The 22,150-nt window shown below is 50.7% G+C and carries 19 protein-coding genes and 1 pseudogene; 16 read left to right on the top strand and 4 right to left on the bottom strand.

Annotation, left to right across the window (positions count from 1 at the left end):
* Positions 1 to 13: 13 nt before the first annotated feature.
* Entirely contained in the window at positions 14 to 1,513 is a 1,500-nt protein-coding gene (locus tag MKX70_RS23180; RefSeq protein WP_042236181.1) for a DHA2 family efflux MFS transporter permease subunit, read from the top strand.
* A gap of 310 nt (positions 1,514 to 1,823) precedes the next feature.
* On the opposite strand, the gene MKX70_RS23175 is transcribed toward MKX70_RS23180, so the two are convergent.
* Positions 1,824 to 2,726: a DMT family transporter gene (locus MKX70_RS23175; protein WP_042236184.1), complete on the bottom strand. Its 903-nt coding sequence runs from the start codon at positions 2,724 to 2,726 to the stop codon at positions 1,824 to 1,826.
* 120 nt (positions 2,727 to 2,846) lie between these two features.
* Here MKX70_RS23175 and MKX70_RS23170 point away from each other — a divergent pair, with 120 nt between their 5' ends.
* Complete coding sequence (locus MKX70_RS23170; RefSeq protein ID WP_340840836.1) at positions 2,847 to 3,728, top strand: LysR family transcriptional regulator; 882 nt, start codon at positions 2,847 to 2,849, stop codon at positions 3,726 to 3,728.
* Between the two features lie 119 nt (positions 3,729 to 3,847).
* Here MKX70_RS23170 and MKX70_RS23165 read toward each other — a convergent pair whose 3' ends face one another.
* Entirely contained in the window at positions 3,848 to 5,167 is a 1,320-nt protein-coding gene (locus MKX70_RS23165; RefSeq protein WP_042236188.1) for a hypothetical protein, read from the bottom strand.
* Between the two features lie 224 nt (positions 5,168 to 5,391).
* On the opposite strand from MKX70_RS23165, the gene MKX70_RS23160 reads away from it, so the two are divergent.
* From MKX70_RS23160 to MKX70_RS23140, 5 genes are all read left to right on the top strand, one after another.
* Positions 5,392 to 6,618, top strand: a complete 1,227-nt coding sequence (locus MKX70_RS23160) for a M20 metallopeptidase family protein (RefSeq protein ID WP_340840835.1) — start codon at positions 5,392 to 5,394, stop codon at positions 6,616 to 6,618.
* A 29-nt stretch (positions 6,619 to 6,647) separates the two neighbouring features.
* Positions 6,648 to 7,487, top strand: coding sequence for an enoyl-CoA hydratase/isomerase family protein (locus tag MKX70_RS23155; protein ID WP_042236190.1), 840 nt, complete (start codon positions 6,648 to 6,650; stop codon positions 7,485 to 7,487).
* Between the two features lie 4 nt (positions 7,488 to 7,491).
* Positions 7,492 to 8,313 carry an enoyl-CoA hydratase/isomerase family protein gene (locus MKX70_RS23150; RefSeq protein WP_340840834.1) on the top strand — a complete coding sequence of 274 codons (822 nt, stop codon included), beginning with the start codon at positions 7,492 to 7,494 and terminating at the stop codon, positions 8,311 to 8,313.
* A 60-nt stretch (positions 8,314 to 8,373) separates the two neighbouring features.
* Complete coding sequence (locus MKX70_RS23145; protein ID WP_340840833.1) at positions 8,374 to 9,576, top strand: L-serine ammonia-lyase, iron-sulfur-dependent, subunit alpha; 1,203 nt, start codon at positions 8,374 to 8,376, stop codon at positions 9,574 to 9,576.
* 242 nt (positions 9,577 to 9,818) lie between these two features.
* On the top strand, positions 9,819 to 10,979 hold the full coding sequence (locus MKX70_RS23140) for a Gfo/Idh/MocA family protein (RefSeq protein WP_042236195.1): 1,161 nt from the start codon (positions 9,819 to 9,821) through the stop codon (positions 10,977 to 10,979).
* Between the two features lie 173 nt (positions 10,980 to 11,152).
* Here the strand turns inward: MKX70_RS23140 and MKX70_RS23135 are convergent, their stop codons facing one another.
* Positions 11,153 to 12,022, bottom strand: coding sequence for a helix-turn-helix domain-containing protein (locus tag MKX70_RS23135; RefSeq protein WP_042236198.1), 870 nt, complete (start codon positions 12,020 to 12,022; stop codon positions 11,153 to 11,155).
* Between the two features lie 124 nt (positions 12,023 to 12,146).
* Here MKX70_RS23135 and MKX70_RS23130 point away from each other — a divergent pair, with 124 nt between their 5' ends.
* From MKX70_RS23130 to MKX70_RS23120, 3 genes and pseudogenes are all read left to right on the top strand, one after another.
* The gene (locus tag MKX70_RS23130) at positions 12,147 to 13,034 is read left to right on the top strand and encodes a sugar phosphate isomerase/epimerase family protein (protein ID WP_042236199.1); all 888 of its coding nucleotides are present in this window, start codon (positions 12,147 to 12,149) and stop codon (positions 13,032 to 13,034) included.
* Between the two features lie 21 nt (positions 13,035 to 13,055).
* Positions 13,056 to 14,120: a Gfo/Idh/MocA family protein gene (locus MKX70_RS23125; RefSeq protein WP_042236201.1), complete on the top strand. Its 1,065-nt coding sequence runs from the start codon at positions 13,056 to 13,058 to the stop codon at positions 14,118 to 14,120.
* Between the two features lie 300 nt (positions 14,121 to 14,420).
* Positions 14,421 to 14,744, top strand: a pseudogene (locus tag MKX70_RS23120) (class I SAM-dependent methyltransferase); the annotation flags it as partial.
* Positions 14,745 to 14,838: 94 nt separating this feature from the next.
* Here MKX70_RS23120 and MKX70_RS23115 read toward each other — a convergent pair.
* Positions 14,839 to 15,045 carry a DUF1657 domain-containing protein gene (locus MKX70_RS23115; protein ID WP_042236203.1) on the bottom strand — a complete coding sequence of 69 codons (207 nt, stop codon included), beginning with the start codon at positions 15,043 to 15,045 and terminating at the stop codon, positions 14,839 to 14,841.
* 216 nt (positions 15,046 to 15,261) lie between these two features.
* On the opposite strand from MKX70_RS23115, the gene MKX70_RS23110 reads away from it, so the two are divergent.
* The 6 genes from MKX70_RS23110 to MKX70_RS23085 all read left to right on the top strand — a co-directional run bounded on the left by MKX70_RS23110 (position 15,262) and on the right by MKX70_RS23085 (position 22,148).
* Positions 15,262 to 16,122: a DUF421 domain-containing protein gene (locus MKX70_RS23110; RefSeq protein WP_042236206.1), complete on the top strand. Its 861-nt coding sequence runs from the start codon at positions 15,262 to 15,264 to the stop codon at positions 16,120 to 16,122.
* A gap of 88 nt (positions 16,123 to 16,210) precedes the next feature.
* Positions 16,211 to 17,188 carry an aldo/keto reductase gene (locus MKX70_RS23105; RefSeq protein ID WP_042236208.1) on the top strand — a complete coding sequence of 326 codons (978 nt, stop codon included), beginning with the start codon at positions 16,211 to 16,213 and terminating at the stop codon, positions 17,186 to 17,188.
* Positions 17,189 to 17,372: 184 nt separating this feature from the next.
* A complete protein-coding gene (locus MKX70_RS23100; protein WP_340840832.1) occupies positions 17,373 to 18,821 on the top strand; it encodes a spore germination protein in 1,449 nt (482 codons plus the stop codon).
* Positions 18,818 to 19,966 (top strand): Ger(x)C family spore germination protein, encoded by a 1,149-nt coding sequence (locus tag MKX70_RS23095; RefSeq protein ID WP_340840831.1) that lies wholly within the window; start codon positions 18,818 to 18,820, stop codon positions 19,964 to 19,966. Before MKX70_RS23100 ends, MKX70_RS23095 begins: the two co-directional genes overlap by 4 nt.
* Before the next feature lie 18 nt (positions 19,967 to 19,984).
* Positions 19,985 to 21,076 carry a GerAB/ArcD/ProY family transporter gene (locus MKX70_RS23090; protein ID WP_340840830.1) on the top strand — a complete coding sequence of 364 codons (1,092 nt, stop codon included), beginning with the start codon at positions 19,985 to 19,987 and terminating at the stop codon, positions 21,074 to 21,076.
* 94 nt (positions 21,077 to 21,170) lie between these two features.
* Positions 21,171 to 22,148: an AAA family ATPase gene (locus MKX70_RS23085; RefSeq protein ID WP_340840829.1), complete on the top strand. Its 978-nt coding sequence runs from the start codon at positions 21,171 to 21,173 to the stop codon at positions 22,146 to 22,148.
* The last annotated feature ends 2 nt before the right edge of the window (positions 22,149 to 22,150 follow it).

Genomic DNA, 22,150 nt, shown 5'->3' with positions numbered 1-22,150 from the left:
AGTGGAGAAGAGAATGACAAACGCCTCAAATAAAGGAAACAGTGCAGCAGTGGAAGTACCGTTCTCGCTGAAAGCCATTATTCCGCCGTTAATGGCTATTATCGTCGGCATGATTATGGTTATCTTGGACAGCACTGCTGTAAACGTTGCGGTACCGAATCTGGTGCAGTATTTCGCAACAGATCTTAAGACCGTTCAGTGGGCCATTACGGGGTATACACTGGCGCTGGCTGCTGTAATTCCGCTGGCTGGCTACATGACTGACCGCTTCGGGTCCAAGCAAGTCTTTCTAACGACTATTGTTATGTTTGTATTGGGGTCCGTTCTTTGTTCGGTTGCCCAGACCTCGACGCAGCTGGTCATCTTCCGTGTCATACAAGGTCTTGGCGGCGGGATGGTAGCTCCAATCGGTATGGCAATGGTCTTCAGACTGGCTCCGGCAGAGCGCAGAGGTTCTATTATGGGGATGCTCGGTGTTCCCATGCTGCTGGCTCCGGCACTTGGTCCGATCCTCTCCGGCTGGCTGGTAGAATACGTGAGCTGGCACTGGATCTTCCTGATCAACCTGCCTATCGGTATCGTTGGTATCATTCTGGGAGTTAAATATCTGCCTGTTACCGAGAAGAAGGGCAAAGCGCATCTGGATATCTTCGGTATCATTCTGGCTCCGCTTGCGTTCTCCATGCTTGCTTATGGCGTGAATCAAGGCGGAGGTGAAAGCTGGACCTCGACGGGGGCTCTTGTAGGTTTGTCTGTCGGTGGTGTGGCGCTGGTGCTGTTCGTCATCGCTGAGCTGCTGCAGAAGCATCCGTTGCTGGAGCTGCGTGTCTTCCGTTCATCGGACTTCACACGCGGCATTATCCTATCCTGGGTGACCCAGGCTGCCTTATTCGGTTCCATGCTGTTCGTTCCGCTGTATCTGCAGCAGATCCGGAACTACACACCGCTTGAGACAGGTCTCATTCTACTTCCGCAGGCGCTGGCATCCGGTATCGGTATGCCGGTGGGGGGCCGCTTATTCGATAAGATTGGTGCACGCCCATTGCTCTTTGTCGGACTCAGTATCATTTCCACTGCACTGTTCCTGTTGTCCGGTGTTACAGTAGACACCAGTCTTCCCGTTATCATGGGCTGTCTTGCTATGATGGGTCTGGGAATGGGCTTGTCGATGATGCCGGTCAACACCCATGTTCTGAACTCCGCGCCGCGTGAATGGGTTGGCCGGGTGACTCCGCTTACCGCCGCAGCCCAGCAGGTTGTTGTATCCTTCGCGGTTGCCGGTATGACCGGATACTTAACCAGCCAGATTACCGTTCATATGGGTGAGATGGCTGCCGGAAGCAACCCGCTTGTCGCCGCTGTTCAGGGCTTCAATGATGTATTCTTCCTCTCCGCCTGCATCGCGCTGGCCGGAGTGGTCATCAGTCTGATTCTGCGCAAACCGAAGACAGCCGGTTCCGCCGGAACTCCGGAAGGCCAGCAAGCGGACGCTGCTGTAATGATGGGACATTAATTCATATCTTGGGTTTACGACCGTCGCAGCATATCGCTGCGGCGGTTTTTTCTGATTTCATCCCCGTTGTTGCGATTACGATTCGAAATCCTGAACAAAATACAACATTTCTCCCAACCCTACGGGTATCTCGGTATCAGAGTTGTACTACGTACAACATTTATGTCCTTACAGCAAGAACTTAAGTAATTCAATTGCTGTCATCTTATAGTACGGCTATACAGAAGGGCGAAAGGAGGAATTAGAGGTATGCTGTTCTTCTTCCCGGAATCGAAGACAGAGAGAGCAGATCAGAGCCATCATCGGAAGGCTATAGATTGGCCCGCCGTTTCTTAAGCGTTCTTGCCGGGAAAGGGGCAAAGTGCAATCTGCCGAGCAGCTCGGAAGCTATAATGCCCAGCAGGACAAGGGCAGCGCCGGTGTAACCTTGCAGCGAAAGCTGCTCATGTGCGAACCAGTAGCCGAAGAAAGCGGCAAAGACCGGTTCCAGGGCGAAGATTAATCCGGTGCGGGTCGGCGTTGTGTATTTCTGGGCAACGGGCTGCAGGATGAAGCCGCAGGCGCTGCAGAAAATTCCGAGTGCGAGGATGGCGATCCAGCCGGGAAGAGTCGAAGGCAGTGCGGGAGTCTCGAAGACAGCTGACAGAATCAGGGCATATCCCCCGGCGAAGCCCAGCTGGAGAATGCCGATATTCAGCGAATCGCTGGATTGTACAGCCCTGCTGGTGACCAGAATCTGTACGGCGTAGAATACAGCAGCCAGAATACAGAGCAGATCACCGGGCCGGATATGCAGCGAGCCGTTCAGGGTGAGCAGCCCGATACCGGCGATGGCCAGAATGGCTCCGAAGATCTGAGGAGGTGCGACTTTCTTTTTGAAGATTAGCACATCCAGCAGCGGTACAAACACAACGGTCAAGGCGACGAGGAAGCCGGCGTTTGAGGTCGTAGTAGTCTTCAGTCCGAAGGTGATACAGGTGAACACGCCGAGTAGAAGGAAGCCAAGCAGAGCTCCATATTTCAATGTTCTGGCGTCCACACCGCGCAGACGTTTGTGGAACAGCAGAGCCGCCAGAATGAAGGCCAGCCCGAAACGCAGTGCAATCAGATTGAATTCTCCCAGTGTGCCGAGCCCCATTTTCATGAACAGGTAGGAGGAACCCCAGAACATCGTTACTACTATGAGCATCAGCTCGGCCTTTAGCGGCTTCATTCCATCATCATCCTTCTTTATTCCAAGTGAGTATAGTATAATACGCTCAAATACATAAGTTAACTGAATGTTTATCATATGATACATGAGAAATGCTCATGTGAAATGAGAGGGTTACCGATGAGCCTTATTAAGTACGAAGTCTTTCTGAAAGTGGTTGAACTGGGCAGTCTGACCAAAGCCGCCGAGGTGCTGGGCTTCACCCAATCCGGTATAAGCCATACCATCAGCAGTCTGGAGAGCGAATTCGGATTCCCGCTGCTTGTGAGGAGCCGTTCCGGTGTCAAGCTGACAGTCAATGGGGAGCAGGTTATTCCGCCTATCCGCGAAATCCTCAAATGGAATGAGCAGCTGAAGCAGCAGGTGGCCGATATTCATGGTCTGGAGACAGGGACCATAACAATAGGCACCTTCACAAGTGTATCCGTTCATTGGCTGCCGGACATGATCAAACAATTCCGGAGAGAGTACCCTTACATTGAATTCAAGCTGATGGAGGGCGGGTATCTGGAGATTGAGCAGTGGATTGAGGCCGGGGTGGTCGATTGTGGCTTCCTTTCACTGCCTACCAGGGAGAAATTCGAGGTGTTTCCGCTCAAGCAGGACCGGATGCTGGCCATTCTTCCGTTAGACCACCCTCTGAGCAAAGCCCCGTATATGCCGCTGGCCCAGATCGCCTACGAGGATTTCATCATTCCGAGGCCCGGCTCGGACTATGATGTGCAGCGGGTGCTGGAGAAAGCGGGGATTAAGCCGAACATCAAATTCTCGGCCGGAGATGATTATGCGATTATAGCTATGGTGGAAAAAGGCCTGGGTATCAGCATCCTCCCGGAGCTGGTTACCCGCTTCCAGCAAGAGCATGTGGCGATGCTGGAGCTGGAGGAGTGCAGCTTCCGTTCTCTGGGCATTGCGGTCAGCTCAATGAAATATGCTTCTCCTGCAACGAAGCGGTTCCTGCAGCATGTGCAGAATTGGTCGCCTGGCCAAGAAGGGATTTGACGGGGAAGTAAAAGCAGCGATTCTCCAATAACGGGAATCGCTGCTTTTTTAACGTTCGAAGCTTTTGAGAAATTTGAGAACCTAACTTGTCAGTAGAATATCTACTATTGGGACAGCCTCTACTTGGTTTTGCTTAATTGGCGCCCTTCTTTGTCGAGAAACAACAGCTCGTAGTATTTTTTCGGCCGGCCTTTACTGTTGTCACGTTTCTCAAATACCGTTTGGACGTATTTTTTTTCTTCAATTTTGTTAAGGATACGGTTTGCACCTTTGACGGTCATGGACAGGCACCCAGCAACATCCTCAGAGGATAATTTATTGGTTCTCATAATTTCTGCGTAGGACATGATTTTCTGCAAATTGATGTTGTTTATTCCAATATTTTTGGCCAATGCGATGATTTCCGGGTCCCCCTGTTCAGAGAACTGAATGACATTCATGCTCCGCATTGGGCCGATAACCTGCTGATCCTCGTTAATAAAAAAGCTGCAACTGCCCGTAAAGGCTTTGGCCTGTCTGTAAGCTTTGGTGGCGTTCTCGTTAGCTTGAAAATACTCATGTCCTGAGCCCCACCCGATCTTCACCTTGTAGCTTACGTACTCTTCCAGATACTCCAGCAGGGAGCAGTTCTGCGCGCCAGAGGTAATTTTCATGAAATTTCCGTAGGTGGTGTATAGTCTGACAAAGCCTTCCGAAATTTGGGCTGTGTCGGCAAGATTCACGCTGCGCAGAAACCTGCCGACAAGAATTTTCAGCTCATGAAGCTGCTCTTCGGATGGCGGCTGTGCCGTTTTGGTCGATACACATGCTACAACTGCCCTCTGGCTCTTAAGTTTGAGGATGGTAATTTCGTTGATGATCTCTCTTAGGGTTTCTTTAACATCTTCCAAAGTGGGCCGGATCAAGATATATCTGACTCCGTGCTTTTGGAGCTCTGGAACGAAGTGGCCGAACGCCGTAATGGACAGGTCAATCTTCTTGTCTTCCCACAGCGTGATATGGTTCTCCAGCATGGTCTCCACCCGTTCGAGCAGATCTTCGCCGTCAATGGGCTTTCCATCATGAGTCAGGTATTGTTGGAATTCACTGAAAGAATCAATGATATACGCATAATCCACATAGATCCTCGATATATCAAGCCCTGGTTCTGTGACCAGCAGCCGGAAAAGTTCTCTATACAGAAGATTCTCATTATCCTGCAAAATGTGAATAGGGACCTTCTCATCCAGGCAATCCTTATCTATTGACTCATAAAGCATCCTGCCGCTGACCACAAATCCATCCACTGAACCTAAGTTCTGCAGATATAGGTCTGTTGTTTCCCTGAAGTTGCTGACGGTAAGGAACCGGAACTGGCATAAGGGCCGCATTTCTTCTTCAATAGCGCGGAAATAATCCATATGGGTCTCTGGCGTGATAATACCCAGCTTGATTTTCATAGTAGATTCCTTTCATAAACAGTTCAATCAAAAGAGTTATATCACAATAAATGTGATATTACAATGTTCCGGCAGCCTTTAAAATAATGTTCTTAAAATGTCTATAAATATCTTGACAGCGAAGGAATTTAAAAGTACGATGATTGTGTTCTTAAAAAGTCTTAAAATGTGAAGGAGGACATTTAAACTCTGTACTTACATTCATTCAATTTATGTTGCGGGAGATGTTCATTGTGATTGAAGAAGCTGGAGACTATTTGAGTATGGCTCATCAGCTGCAGGACAAATTGGTCATGTACAGGCATCATCTTCATGCGATTCCGGAGCTTGATTTAAGTTTGCCCAGGACAACTGCTTATGTAAAAGAGGTGTTGGAGTCGATGGGTCTTAAGCCCGCTCCAGTAGGGGAATCAGGTCTAACGGTTACCATTGGCGGGCAGCATGACGGGAAGGTGGTTCTTATCCGTGCAGATATGGACGCTTTGCCTATTGCAGAGGAAACGGAGCTTTCTTACGCGTCGTTGAACGGGAACATGCATGCTTGTGGTCATGACATGCATACTTCCATGCTGCTGGGAGCGGCGGAGATCCTGAAGGCTAACGAAGAGCAGCTTCGCGGGACGGTTAAGCTTATGTTTCAGCCGGGTGAAGAGACGCTGCATGGGGCAAAAATGATGCTTGAGAGCGGGATTCTCGACACTCCTAAAGTGGATGCAGCTATGATGCTTCACGTGTTGACCGGAATGCCACTTCCTATCGGACAATTTGTAGTGCCTGAGGAAGGTGGAGCGATTTCTGCTTCTTCGGATTGGTTCGAAATCATCATCCGCGGAAGGGGTTCACATGGCGCAATGCCCGAGGCCGCAGTGGACCCCTTAAATGTGGCTGCTCATCTTCATCTGGCGCTGCAGGGTATACTTAGCCGTGAAATTTCGCCGATTGAACATGCAGTCCTTACCATCGGCGTGATGGAAGGCGGAAGTACAAACAATGTGATTCCCGATACGGCCAGATTGAAAGGCAGTGTACGCACATTTAACGCCGCACTGCGGGATAAAATGGAGATCCGTATCCGCGAAATTACAGCAGGTATCGGAGAAACTTTTCAGGCAAAGCTGGATGTGATCTATTCGAGGGGTTGTCCTGAAGTGAAAACGGATGGCGGGCTTAATGAGCAAATGAGGATTTCGATTGAAAATACCTTTGGTGACGGTTCCTACATTGGTATAACTGAGCTGGTACCCGGCGGTAAATTAATGGGATCAGAAGACTTCGCCTTTGTCTCACAGGCGGTGCCAAGTACCACAGTGTTTCTTAACGCAGGCAATATCGAAGATGGTTATAGTTACCCTGTACACCATCCGAAGACGATGTTCTCGGATGAGGTGCTTCATAGAGGGGCTGCGGCTTATGCAGCATTTGCCAGAGACTGGCTTGAAAATAACGGTTAAGCTCTAAACCAAACTTAGGAGGAATTACAATGACAGAGAGACGTATGATTGGACCCACCAAATTCGAAGAGTACTCGGAGAAATACAAGGAATTCCTGTTAATGACCCGCCGTGACGGAATCATTGAAGTGCGTCTTCACACGGGCGGAGGTTCGTACACGCACAATTGGGAAGCTCATACCGCCTGGTCTCATGCCTGGTCAGATATCGGCCGTGACCCTGAGAACGAAGTCATGATTATTACGGGAACTGGGGATAAATGGTTGATTGGCGACCCAGAGGTCTGGAATACGAAATTTATGGATTGGCCGAAGCAAAAGAAGCTCGAACAGTATCATGAATCGCTGAGACTGCTTGAGAATCTGATCTTCTGCATTGACATCCCGACCATCGGGGCAATCAATGGTCCGGGAACGCACTGTGAACTCGCGACTCTCTGTGACATTACCATTTGTACCGAAGACGCCGACTTCTTTGATCCGCATTATCTGGGAGGCACACCTCCCGGAGATGGAATGCTGCTCACACTGCAGAACATGATCGGTTTCAAAAAAGCAGCCTACTACGCATACACCGGCAAGAATATCAATGGTCAAACCGCATTGGACCTGGGCATTGTTAGTGAAGTTCTGCCCCGGGAACAGCTTCTGCCCCGCGCATGGGAGCTTGCCGAGATGATTATGCAGGCACCGCGTTCAACGAGACATCTGTCGCACTCTATCATCTCCCGTCCATGGAAGCAGGCTATGGTCGCCGATCAGGGATTCCAGCTTGCCCATCAAATGTACGACATGGCCATTGATGAAGAAGGTGCTCTGGAGCGCCTGAAGAAAATGCAAGGGCGCCTTATGGGCAAAGATGTTCAATAGCGAGATGACGGGACCTACACGATTCGAAGAATATTCGGAGAAGTACAAGGACTTGTTCATCATGACCCGCCGCGGCGGCATACTCGAAGTGCGTATGCACACCGGCGGGGAACCGCTTCAATTTGACTGGTCGGTACAGACTGCCTACGGTAATGTATGGTCAGATATTGGCCGTGATCCTGAGAATGAGGTCATGATCCTTACTGGGACAGGAGAGCTGTGGCAGACCGGCAATCCTGAAGTCTGGACCACCAAATTCATGGATTGGACGAATCGCCGGAAGCTGCAAATGTACCACGACTCACTCCGGATGATTGAAAATATGGTTCATTGCCTGGATATCCCCACGATTGGGGCGATCAATGGCACAGGTGCACATTGGCAGCTGGGATCACTTTGTGATATTACCATTTGTGCGGAAGACACTGCGTTCTTCGATGCCCATTATCTGGGCGGTGTTCCGCCTGGAGACGGAATCGTCCTGGCCCTTCAAAAGATACTGGGGAGCAAGAAAGCGGCATACTACGCATACACGGGGATGAACATTGATGCTCAAGAGGCACTAGACCTCGGTCTGGTCAATGAGGTGCTGCCTCGTGAACAGCTTCTTCCACGCGCGTGGCAGCTGGCAGAAAGAATCATGCAGGCACCCCGCTCTGTCAGACATCTTACTCATTCGATTGTGTCGCACCCGTGGAAAAAAGCTCTTGCAAATGATCAGGGTCTACAGATTACTCACCAATTGGTTGACATGGCCATTGATGAAGAGGGGATTCATGAGCGCCTGATGAAGCTCAAGGAACGTTTTCAGGGGAAGGGTCAATGAGCCTCAAGCCGCAGGATGAAGAGCTTAAGCCAAAGACAACTGAGAAGGGATAAGGGTGCTATGAGATCGTTGACTGAGCTATTTAAGATTGGCAGTGGACCGTCCAGCTCCCATACTATGGGGCCGGAGAAGGCGGCCAGGATCTTCAAATCAGAGAATGAAGACGCAGACCAATTCAAGGCGTTAATTTATGGTTCCCTTGCCAAAACAGGCAAAGGCCATTTGACGGACAAGGCTATTCTTAGAGCACTTTCACCCGTTCCGGCGGAGGTTGAATTTGTTCCACAGGCAGATTTTGTTCTGCCACATCCCAATACCATGGACTTGTTCGCTTACAAAGACGGGCGGCAAACCTCATCTATGCGTGTTGTCAGTATTGGCGGCGGGGACATCGTTATTGAGGGGCGGGAGGAGATGCAAACGCCCGATGTCTACCCGGAGAACTCCTTTGTAGCAATCAGTACCTTGTGTAAAGCGAATCATATCTCCCTAAGCGATTACGTTGAGCAGCGTGAAGGCGAACAGATCTGGGATTTCCTCCAAGGAATCTGGGAAGCGATGAAGCGTTCGATCGACGAAGGGCTGTCTGTCACAGGTATTCTGGAGGGCGGTCTTGAAGTCGAACGCAAGGCGAAATATCTGTATCATCAGCGGGATATGGATGAGAGCCCGGAGACGAGGGAGAACAGGATCGTCAGCGCATACGCTTTCGCCGTCAACGAACAGAATGCCGCCGCCGGCACTGTCGTAACGGCCCCGACCTGCGGGGCCAGCGGTGTCGTGCCCGCCTCGCTACGTTATATGCAGGAGAAGATGCAGGTTCCGGATGAACAGATCCTCCGGGCTCTAGCGGTCGGCGGGCTCATTGGCAATCTGGTCAAGCAGAACGCGTCCATCAGCGGCGCTCAGTGCGGCTGCCAGGCGGAGGTCGGCACGGCTTGCTCTATGGCAGCGGCTGCACTGGCTGAATTGTCTGGTATGGAGATCGACCAGATTGAGTATGCGGCGGAGGTTGCTATGGAACACCACTTGGGGTTAACCTGTGATCCGATTAACGGACTGGTTCAAATCCCTTGCATTGAGCGGAACGCTGTCGGTGCGATGCGGGCGATCAATGCGCTGAGCCTGGCCAAATTCTTGTCTGGTACCCGTAAGATATCCTTTGATCTAGTTGTACAGACCATGTATGAGACAGGCCTGGATATGAACAGCAGGTACCGTGAAACTTCAGAGGGCGGGCTTGCTAAGCTCTACAAAGCATAATTTCATACTTGTGAAAAATGACGAAGAACGTCCCATGCTGCAGGTTGGCAGAAGGGACGTTCTTTTTGATATATTAGGATTCACTGTCCATTCGATGAAATACGTTTCGAGGCAACGGAAGCGATTCATCCAATCTGTGCAGAGCTGGTCATCTGCGCAAGAAGCAATTTGACGGAGCGCCGCTTGGATGAGAAAATGTATGCGTGTACATGGAGTAGTGAATTTAGTAGAGGAGGCTTCAAATGAAACAGCTACGGATCGGAATGATAGGTTATAAGTTCATGGGCAAAGCCCACAGTAATGCCTACCGCAGTCTGCCCATGTTCTTCCCCCAGGCACTCAAACCGCAAATGTCTGTCATTTGCGGACGGAATGAAGAAGCGCTGCAGGAGGCCGCCGGCCAGCTGGGCTGGTCGGAAGGTGTGACGGACTGGAAGGAGCTGGTCTCCCGCAGCGATATTGATCTAATCGACATCAATGCGCCGAGCAATGCCCATAAGGAGATTGCGCTGGCGGCGGCTGCTGCTGGCAAGCATATTTTCTGCGAGAAGCCGCTGGCGCTGAATCTGGCAGATTCGCGAGAAATGCTCCAGGCTGCAGAGGCGGCCGGCATTGTTCATATGGTTGGCTTCAATTACCGTTTCTCCCCGGCGGTCAGGCTGGCGAAACGGCTGATTGAGAGCGGGCGGCTCGGAAAGGTCTATCATTTCCGTGCCTGGTTCCTGCAGGACTGGATTCTCGATCCTGAATTCCCGCTGGTCTGGCGTCTGCAGAAGGAGATTGCCGGCTCAGGATCGCATGGGGATCTGGGGGCGCATCTGATTGATCTGGCCCATTTCCTGGTAGGCGATGTGCAGGAGGTCATTGGCATGAGTGAGACATTCGTCAAGGAACGGCCGCTGGCAACGGAGATGACAGGTCTTAGCGCCCGGGCCAGCAAAGATGCACCGCGCGGCGCAGTAACGGTGGATGATGCTACTTTGTTCCTGGCCCGTTTTGCAAACGGCGCATTGGGCAGCTTTGAGGCGACACGGTTCGCTGCCGGGCATCGTTCGACCAATTCTTTTGAGATCAATGGCAGTCTGGGCAGTGTGAAATTCGACTTCGAGCGGATGAACGAACTGGAGGTCTATCTGACCTCGGATGACGAAGATGTGCAGGGCTTCCGGAGAGTGCTCGCCACCGATCCTGCACATGACTATGCTGAAGCCTGGTGGCCGCCGGGCCATACCATTGGATTTGAGCACACATTCATTCACGAGATGCTGGAGCTGTCGAATGCGATTGCCGAAGGCCGTCAGCCTGAGCCGAATTTCCGTGACGGTGTGAAATGCCAGGCTGTACTGGAAGCTGTGGAACGTTCGATTGAAGAGCGGCGCTGGGTTCCGATATCTGAAATGTAGATACTACAATGTATAAGGGGCTATCCCAAAAGTAGACATTCTACTGACAAGTCAGATTCTCATATTTCTCAAAAGCTTCAAACGTCAAAAAGCAGTGATTCTCCCGTTACTGGAGAATCGCTGTTTTCTGTTATGGGCGTATTGCTGCTTGCTTCAATTTTAAAAACAGAGGGCTATTTACGTACCATAGAGGGTGTCAGGCCTTTGTACTGCTTATAGAGCTTCGTGAAATAATTGGGATTGTCACAGCCGACTCTGCCGGAAATCTCTGTAATGCTGAAGCCGGTCTCCTTAAGCAGCCGCTCGGCTTCATCCATCCGGCACAGGTTCACATAGTCGATGAAGGTGCGTCCTGTCAGCTTCTTGAAGGTTTTGCAGAAATGGAAAGCGTTCAGATTGACAAAGCGGGCAGCACGCTCGACCGACATTTTCTGATCGACATGTGTTTCCAGATATTCCAGCAACGGCTTGAAGCGTTCGCGGTTGATAGAATGGCGTTCGCTCTGCTGCGCGGGAAATGTACGGGACAGGTGTGTGAAGAATAAGTGGAGCTGGTTCTTCACCACAAGCTGAAAAGCCGGTTGTTTTGCCTGCACTTCCTCAATAATCCGCTCAAGCAAGGGATAATACGAGGCGCATTCCGGGTTGTGGACCACTGGCATGACAGGAAACTGATACCGGTTGCTAAGATAAGGTGCCACATATTGCTCATGCTGGGAATCCTGATTGCGGTCCTTGAACAATGAGGCATGAAAAACAATTGAGACATAGGAAACATCCCCGCTATCCAGGCTATAGCCGACATGCAGCCCGCCGGAAGGTACCATGATCACGTCTCCGGGGCCGGCCTCATAAGGTTTGCTGTCCACATGAAAGATCGCCCGGCCTTCACGCATGACAATAATCTCGAAATGCTCATGCCAGTGCAGGAACAGGATATTCTGTTGGGGCTTGGCATCCCTGCAATGGTTGAAGAATAAGCGGAATGGATAGGTCTTCTCCTCGAGCGCAGGATATTCCTTCAGTTCTTTCGGATATGTCATAATGGCTTCAACTCCCACAAGATTCAGCTAGTTTAACGCAAGATAAGAAGAGATTTTGCCCGAAATGAGGGATATACTTGGGTTATTGAACTAACTATAAACCAATATTGGAGTGGTATACAAGATGCAGGATACAATGAGAATCGGGACACTGGTGGGAGGCGGAGATGCACTAAGAGTGATTCCGCAAATTATAGGACACGGATTCGAATCATTCAGCCTGACCTTCTGGCAGACGACGGGAAATACGGATCTGACAGAAACTGCTGCACGGGTGCGTGAATTGGCCGCGGAGCATGATTTCGTGATCTCTTCTGTAGGGATATTCGGGAATCCGCTTACAGGCACTGGGGATAACTCCGATGCTCTGGCTAGCTGGGAACGGCTGATCGATCATGCCCATTTGTTTGGAAGCGATATGGTCTCCGGCTTTACCGGACGTCTGCCTGGGGTTTCAATCGACGAATCCATTCCGAAATTCGCAGAGGTGTTCGGTGAGCTCTCCAAAAGAGCTGCGGACCGCGGTGTCAGAATCGCCTTTGAGAACTGTTCCATGGATGGAAACTGGCAATCCGGGGACTGGAATATTGCCCATAACCCTACAGCTTGGGAGAAAATGTTCAATGCGGTGGATGCCGATAACCTGGGTCTGGAATGGGAGCCCTGCCACCAGATGGTGCAGCTAATTGATCCGATTCCGCAGCTGCGCAAATGGACGGACAAAATTTTTCACGTGCACGGCAAGGACGCTACGATTGCCTGGGATATTATCAAGGAATACGGAATTCACGGACCTAAGCCGTATGTGTGGCACCGGACACCGGGCTTTGGAGATACGAACTGGACTGATGTAATCTCAATACTGCGGCAGGCCGGGTACACAGGAACGATTGATATCGAAGGCTGGCATGATCCCGTTTATCGTGATGACCTGGAAATGACAGGCCAGGTTCATGCGCTCCATTATTTGAAAAAATGCCGGGGCGGAAGCTTCGTGCCGAATCCGGTCTAATCCAGAAAGCGGGGAACACCTATGACAGCAGAGTATCGTGTAGTTGTAGCGGGCTGTGGAGCCATGGCTAATGAATGGATCAGTTATGCGGTGAAGCATACTGAAATTGAAATCGTCGGACTCGTAGACATCCGGGTGGAATCCGCGCAGACCATGGGTGAGAAGCATGGACTGACCTGCCCGGTATTTACAGATATATCACAGGCAATTGAAGCTACAGCGGCTAATCTGGTGTTCGATATCACCGTGCCTTCGAGCCATTTCAGTATTGCCAGTAAGGCACTGGAAGCCGGATGTCATGTCTTCACCGAGAAGCCGCTGGCAGAAACGATGGAGCAATGTAATGAAATCGTTAACATGGCCGGACGTACCGGGCTGAGCCATGCCGTAATGCAGAACCGCAGGTATGATCCGCATATCCGCTCTTTGCGCGGGTTAATCACCTCGGGAGCAATAGGGAGAACGGGTTCCATAAGCGCAAGCTTCTTTCTGGCCCCGCATTTCGGCGGATTCCGGGAAGCGATGGACAGCCCGCTGCTCCTGGACATGGCCATCCATACCTTCGATCAGGCCCGCTTTATCAGCGGCGCCGATCCTGTAAGTGTGTACTGCCAGGAATTTAACCCTCCCGGATCATGGTATGAAGGGAATGCGGCAGCCATCTGTATCTTCGAAATGTCAGACGGCTCCGTATTCTGTTATCAGGGCTCGTGGTGTGCGGAAGGCGCGCCTACGTCCTGGGAAGCGTCATGGCGGGTCCAGGGGGAACGGGGGGCAGCGATCTGGGATGGCCGGGATATGCCGTATGCCGAGATTATCGGTGGCGGTGAAGCTTCCGGACAGTTCCTCAATGAATATGAGCGGGTAGAAGGGCCGGCTGTGCAGATGAAGGAGACCTTCCATCAGGGCTGTCTTGAAGAGATGTTCCGCTCACTAGCGGAGCAGCGTCCCGCCGAGACTGACTGTCGCGACAACCGCTACAGTATGGCGATGGTGCTTGGCGCTTTGGAGAGTACGCGGACAGGCAGCAAGCTGAACATTGCGGAATTTATCCGGAATGCCGAGCGGAATGTGCCTGATAAATAAATTGAGTGGAAGAGGGGGCAGCCGATTGGCTGCCCCCTCTTCATTCAGTCAGACAGGAACGGAATCTGAGTCCGCTTGCGCAGTAAATTCGCCCAATCTGAGCAAATAGAGGAATGTCAGTCCGCTTCACCAGAGGTTGCAAAACAAGTCACATAAATCCATGGAAAGCTGACAAAGCTGTATTCCTGATCTCTACAAATGAGATTACAATGGATACCAGGGTAGTGAATGCTAACCAAGGAGTGGTCCGGTTGAATGAACCGTTAAAAGTAGTGATTGGAAGCGGAGGTGGCTCTTGGCGGATATATCCGCTGTGCTGTTCCGGACGGGTTCTTCCCTGATGAAGCTTATCAGAACATTGTGCAGATCGGCGGGCCGGGACCGCTGGACCATCCTGCTGCCTCCCACCGGATCGTACATACTTATATTACTCTGCAGAAGATGTTCACTGCCGCAGGGTATCAGGTTAAACTGCTGGAATACTGTGATGAATCCGGCCAATTTCATGAATTTCCCTGGGATGAGCGCGGCGGTTTCATCTACCGGTCGAAGCGTTTTGATCACCGTAATGCGGAGGGGAAGTTAGGTTTTATTTCATTAATTGCCGATGCAGTTAAACTGTGAGACTTGTATTCAAAAGTAACAAATAGGCTGATCCGGTTGCAGGGAAATCTGCGTATGGATCAGCCTATTTACCGTTCTTGATAACTAATGCAAGTTAGAACCCTTTATACTGCGGCTCTTCTTTCTCGATTTCGGTTACGCGGCCTTCCACTTGCTGGACAATTTGCAGCGTCTGCTCTGCAGCACTGGTGAACAGGGTCTTGGCTTCCTCGTTCTGGGTTTCCATGGCAAACTGCTCAAGACTGGCTTGGGCGCTCTTCAGCGAAGCTACGCAGGTTTTGACCTGTGATGCAACAGTCATTGGATCATTACCTCCTCGGGTCTGGGTTGGAACAAAATCTCACAGCGTAGTATCCGCATCCGGCAGTATGAAATACAGGTAATAAATCCCATTGAGCAGAAGGCCAGTGCGCCGTTTGGCAGCAGGAATTTATTCTCTTGGTTATTTTCCGCCTGTTGTGACAAATAATGAAGATACATATGCGGAACATGAATAACTTCACAGGAGGTTTTACGAATGCCGGAAGCACTGGAGGTCATTCTTCGGACAATTTTTGCTGTAGTAGTGCTTTTCTTCCTTACCAAAATGCTGGGGAAGCGACAGGTATCACAGCTGTCTTTTTTCGAATACATTACGGGAATTACTATAGGCAGTATTGCAGCATATATCTCGCTGGATACAGACAAAACCTGGCATCTAGGCATGATCGCCCTACTTGTCTGGGTTGCTTTCTCATTCGGGATTGAGTTCCTGCAGATCAAGAGCAAGAAAGCACGGGATTTCATTGATTTCAAATCGACCGTACTGATCAAAGACGGTAAGATCCTGGAAGACAATATGAAGAAGGAGCGTCTGTCGACGGACGAGCTGCTGGAGGAGCTGCGCAAGAAGGATGTCTTCAAAGTGGCCGATGTTGAATTTGCCATTATGGAGTCGGACGGTGCAATCAATGTGCTGCTCACCCGTGAGAATCAGCCGCTTACACCTAAGCATCTTGGAATTAAGGTTGCTCCAGAGAGAGAGACTCAGGCGGTGATAATGGACGGCGAAATTATGGATGAACCACTCGATGCCCTGAATCTGTCGCGCGGCTGGCTGCAGGGAGAACTGGAGAAGCTGAATCTGAGCGCGGAAAATGTATTCCTGGGCCAGGTAGACTCTTACGGTGAGCTTACCGTAGATTTGTACACGGATAGTGTGGAGGTTCAGCAGCCGCAGGACAAGCCCCAGCTGTATGCGCTGCTGAAGAAATGCGAAGCCGATCTGGAGCTGTTCAGCTTGTCTACGAAGCATAAAGAAGCCAAGCAGATGTACGAAAATTGCTCAGAACAGCTGCAGACCTTGCTGAAGAGACTGAAGCCTTTTATCCAAAATTGACACAAAATATTGGTTGAAGCTAACCGGCAGCGGTATACTATAATCGATTTCATAAGATCTATTTAGCCAGAAGGAGGATCTGCCGATTATGGAATATGTGAAGCTGGGAACAACGGGACTGGATGTATCACGGATTTGCTTGGGGTGTATGAGCTACGGGGTGCCGGAGCGCGGGACCCATCCCTGGTCACTGAATGAGCAAGAGAGCCGGCCGTTTATCCGCAAAGCGCTGGAGTTGGGCATCAACTTCTTCGATACGGCCAACATTTATTCTGACGGTACCAGCGAAGAGATTGTCGGACGTGCGCTCAAGGATTTCACCTCCCGGGATGAAGTGGTCATTGCTACAAAGGTGCATGGTAAAATGCGTCCCGGCCCCAATGGCGGAGGTTTGTCGCGCAAGGCTATTATGAGCGAGATCGACCATAGCCTGAAGCGGCTGGGGACGGATTATGTGGACTTGTACCAGATTCACCGCTGGGACCCGTCGACCCCGGTTGAAGAGACGATGGAAGCGCTGCATGATGTGGTGAAGGCGGGCAAAGCTCGCTACATCGGAGCATCCTCGATGTCTGCCTGGCAGTTTCTGAAGGCACTGCATGTGGCGGAGCGGCACGGCTGGACCCGGTTCGTATCGATGCAGAATTATGTGAATCTGCTGTATCGTGAGGAAGAACGGGAAATGCTGCCGCTGTGCGAAGCGGAAGGGATCGGAGTGATTCCCTGGAGTCCGCTGGCCCGCGGGAGGCTGACCCGGGACTGGCAGGAGACGAGTACCCGGTCGGAAAGTGACCAATTTGCTAAGCTGCTGTACTCCCGGACGGAGGAAGCCGACCGCCTTGTGGCGCTGAGAGTGAAGGAGATTGCTGAAGAACGGGGTCTTCCGCGTGCCCAGGTTGCACTAGCCTGGGTCCTGCAGAAGAAGCCGGTCACAGCACCAATTGTCGGAGCGACCAGCATGAGCCATCTGGAGGATGCCGCTGCAGCGGTGTCGGTCACGCTCAGTCCGGAAGATGTACTCCGTTTGGAGGAGCCTTATATTCCTCATCCTGTGATGGGCTTCTAAGGACAGATACAGCAACGATAATGCACCGTTTAATGGAGGAGCCGGGGTGATCCGGCTCCTTTTTTAATAGAATTTATAGGTTTCGGGCCCCCGCATAGTGGGGCTATTTGCGCTTAGAGGCATAAATTGAGGGTGTTCTGGCACACTAAGGAAGATTCTCTATAGCCGGAAGGAGGCAGGCAGGGTGCCGGACAAGAATATACTTGAGCTCATCCAAGAACAGCTCACAGATTGCAGTGATGCTGTATACCAGTCGATACATGTGTACGGACACGCCTGCATCCTGATCTATATACCTGCCATCGTGGACATGCTTAGCTTGCAGGAATTTGTTGCCAGTCCGCTGAAATCAGAGGCTAACAGTGAACCGGACTGGCCGCAATTCATGGAGCGTCTGGACCGCGGCTCAGCCTTTGTGATTCCATATATGAAGGCTTTTCATCCGGACAGGGCCGTGGAGCTGATTGTCAGCGGGAATCCGGTTCTATGTATTGAAGGGCTGCCTTATGTCTATTATTTCGAAATTACCCAATATCAGAAGAGGGCAGTGTCCGAATCACAGAACGAGCTGGTGGTCATTGGACCCCAGGAGGCTTTTATCGAGGATGTTCAGACGAATCTGTCCTTGCTGCGGCACAAAATCAAACATGCTGATCTGAAGACCAAACATTTCTCGATTGGCAGATACACCAAAACCGATGTATATCTGGTTTATATCGAAGGGCTCTGTAAGCCGGAAATCCTGGATGAAATGGAAGAGAAACTAAATAATCTTTCAGTCGACGGAATTCTGGGCATCAGCTATTTGGCTGAGCATATGCGCCAGGGGGATTTTTCACCTTTTCCAATCTATCAATATACAGAACGTCCCGACTCTGTAGCCGCATCATTGATGGAGGGCAGAATCAGCATATTGCAGGACGGTACCCCGTCGGCATTACTGGCACCTGTAACTTTCTTTGCGCTCCTGCAATCCTCTGAGGATTATTACCAGAACTTCTATGCCGGCAGCTGGATCCGGCTGGTCCGCTTCTTTTTCTCGCTGATATCGATGATTCTGCCTTCTTTATATGTGGCGATCACAACCTTCCACGCACAGATTATTCCGTCCAACCTGCTGATCACCATTGCTGCCGCCCGTGAGAATATCCCTTTCTCCGCACTGACGGAAGCTTTGATCATGGAACTTACTTTCGAAGCACTGAGAGAAGCAGGGACCCGCATTCCGAAGCCGGTTGGCCAGACTGTCTCTATTATCGGCGGTATTGTCATAGGGCAGGCAGCGGTACAGGCGGGAATTGTCTCAGCACCCATGGTCATTGTAGTTTCCATTACGGGTATCGCCTCCTACATCATCCCCCATCTTGAGCTTGGATTGACCTTCAGGCTGCTGCGTTTCGTGCTCCTGATTCTGGGGGGGACGATGGGACTGATTGGCGTCTTCATTGCCGTCTTTATCATATATGGCCATCTGGCTAATCTAAAATCGTTCGGCACTCCCTTTCTCCAGCCGGTGGCTCCGCTGGTTCTTGAAGACTGGAAGGATACCGTGGTCCGTGTTCCGTCCCAGTATATGACGGAGCGCAGCTCTTCTTATACCGACAGGAAGAATAAAAGGAGACAGAAGCAATGAAACCACTCAAGCTGATCCTTGTGTTAGTGCTGCTTATGAATCTGACCGGCTGCTGGTCCAAGCTGGAACTGGACGAATTGACCTTTGTCTATGGCTTGTTTATTGACGTTGGTGAGGAACCCGGAACGGTTGAGGTGACGATCAGTTCACCGCTCCCTAACCGTCTGGATTCAGGCACACAAGGGGGCGGGGCTGGAGACGGAAAGAGCTATTCTATGGTATCCAAGACTGCACCGACCATTCCGGAAGCTATCCTGCTGATTCAGAAGGATTTGTCACGCAAAATGGAGGCTTCACATCTCAAGATAATTGTACTGGGCAAACAATATGCCAAGCAGGGGATAGGAGATATGCTGGAATGGTTCCAGCGGCAGCCTGAGAATTCTCTCGGAACCTATATTATGGCTGCTCCGGGCAAGGCTAAGGAGATCCCGTTGCTGACACCGGTCTTCGAGCAATTGCCCGATCAGGTACTCAATAATATGGCCCGGCAAAAGGTTCTGTTCAGCACTACAATCAGAGACTGCATACTGTCGGAATCCTACCATATGGGCTATGCCATGAATTATTTGTCTTTCGGCAAAAAAAGTGAAACTTCTGAGCAGGGGAAGAAAGAATATTGGTGCGGGGTAGACGGTGTGATGCTGTTTCAGGATAAGAAGATGAAGGCCATACTGAAGGTGAAAGAGGGTAGAGCCTTGGCTTGGGCGGCAGATCATTACGTTCAATCTGTAAATTCGTTTGCTTGGGAGGATGACGGAAAGGGGACTGCCACTGCGTATTTTCTGAATGACAAGGCCTCCTCCTCTGTCAAGATGACTCCTGGAGGGCCAGAATTCCATGTGAAGCTAAAAGGCCGGGCGAGTATAACCTCCTTCAAGGACTCCAATCAACGTAAAGCGGACCAGCTCAGCCATCTGCTTAAGACCAAACTTCAGGAGAAAGTGGTAAAGGAAGTTTCGGAGACGCTGGAAAATGTGCAGAAGGCGGGAGTAGATGTACTTCAGCTCGGTATGCTGCTGGAATGGAATTATCCGGAAGAATGGAAACGTCTGCGTGATCACTGGGAGGATTATTACAGCAGGGAGGCCCGGATCAAGGTGACAGCTGATTTTAAAATTGCAGATTTTGGTTCGGAGAAATAAGGGGGCGAAGGAGAAAATATGCGGACATCGAAATGGCAAATGACTCGGTTCTCGATTGTATACCTGGGCTCTCAAAGCACGATGTTTCTGATTCCCGGTCTCATTGAAACCTCATCCTACCAAGGCTGGATAAGCCTGATTCTAGGCGGTTTCCTCGGCCTGATTCTGTTATATTTCACGATCCTGGTGGGAAAGCTCAAGCCGGAAATAGGCTGGGTAGAGTTCGGGGCAGAGATCATGGGGAAGTGGCTGCATGGAATCATAGTGATTCTGCTCTTGTGCTGGTGTATTTATTACGTATCATATGATATACAAAATTTCGCACTGTTCTTCGGAGGCAATTATTTGCGCGGAACTCCCCCGCTTTTTATTATACTTGTTGTGGGTCTTGTCATTATGTACACCGCTCATCTGGGTTTGGCCTCTATGGTGTATATGTCGGAAGGCATTGCTCTGATCTGCATTGTCTTCGCTATTCTAAGTACGTATTTATTCATCCAGCATGCAGAATATGCTATGCTTCCGGCATTTCTCCATTATCATGACCCGCGTATCGTCATTAAGGATTCGATTACGGTGATGTCCTGGTTTGGCGAATGGGTTGTGTTTCTTTTTGTTGCCCCGGAGCTTAAGATCAGCAATAAGATCATGAAGCCACTGAGTCTTGGGGGGGGCACTGTGATACTGATTGTTCTGATTGTATGGCTTATGACTATGCTGAATTTCGGCCCGTATCTCGGGAAGGAACTGCAGTTTCCCTTCCTGCAGATGATCCGCAGTTCCTCGAATGATGATCTCCTGGGAAACTCTGATCCGATTCTGATTGGCATATGGTCGTCCTCAATGTTTATTCACAGCTCTTTTATGATCTATGTTGCTTATAAATGCGCCTTGTATCTTACCAGACAAAAAGCAAAAAAAGTTATGATTCCGCTCCTGACGGTCTGTTCCATTACCATTGCATTTGTATACTCGATGAATGTGGCCGTATATTACCACAATTATTATTCTTTCAATACGACTATTTTTTGGCTGATTGTGGAGTTTATACCGGTGTACTATTTTATCGTGGCATGGGTACGCTCGAAGTCCGGCAAGCAGCTGAAATGACTGTTGATTCTCCCAATTATATAATGTAGACGCTTTCTGGTATGATGAAGCTATAGTACATACCTTTTTTTGGAATAGGATGGTGTCATTATACATGAATCTTCAAGAAGCATCTGCTCGAATTGAATCGATCCGGGAAAATTTGGCTAAGGTTATTGTCGGAAAAGATGATGGTGTAAACCTGCTGCTGACCGCTTTGCTCGCAAATGGTCATGTCCTCCTGGAGGATGTGCCCGGAACAGGCAAAACGCTGCTTGCCAAAACACTCGCCCGCTCGCTGGACTGCACATTCAAGCGGATTCAATTCACGCCCGACCTGCTGCCTTCTGACTTAAGCGGCATCAACTACTACAACCAGAAAAGCGGGGAATTTCAATTCCGTCCAGGTCCGGTATTCGCCAGTATTCTGCTCGCTGATGAGATTAACCGGGCCACTCCGCGTACCCAGTCAAGCCTGCTGGAATGTATGGAGGAGCGGCAGATTACCATCGACGGTGTGACTCATGAGCTGCAGCGGCCATTTCTGGTCATCGCCACGCAGAATCCGATTGACAGCCAGGGGACGTTCCCGTTGCCGGAGGCACAGCTCGACCGGTTCTTAATGCGGATTACAACAGGGTACCCTACATTCGATGAAGGGGTTCATATTCTGCAGCGGTTCCGCCAGAACAACCCGCTGGAGGATACCGGTGCGGTTGCAGGTGCAGAGGAAATTCAAGAGATGCAGCGGCTTACCGCTGGTATTAATGTAAGTGATGAACTGCTGGCGTATATGATCAGTGTGGTCGAAGCTACACGTAAATCTCCTGCTGTCCGGCTGGGTGCGAGCCCCCGGGCAAGCTTCGCCCTCCTGCGTGCTTCGCAGGGGTATGCTCTGATTCAAGGGCGGAATTATGTACTTCCGGATGATATTAAGTCCGTGGCCGTTCCGGTGCTTGCACACCGGCTCATCCTTCAGCGCGGACCCGGAGTCCGCGAGGGGCAATCGGCAGAGGTCGTGCTACAGGTGCTGCGCGAGGTGGAGGTTCCGGCGGAGGCTGCTGTCCTGTCCAGAGGCGGAAGGGTGGAATGAGC

The sequence above is a fragment of the Paenibacillus sp. FSL R7-0312 genome, from assembly GCF_038004445.1.
In the GTDB taxonomy this organism is placed as follows: domain Bacteria; phylum Bacillota; class Bacilli; order Paenibacillales; family Paenibacillaceae; genus Paenibacillus_AQ.
The sequence above is the reverse complement of the archived record's forward strand: the minus strand, read 5'-3'. Positions and strand labels throughout refer to the sequence as shown.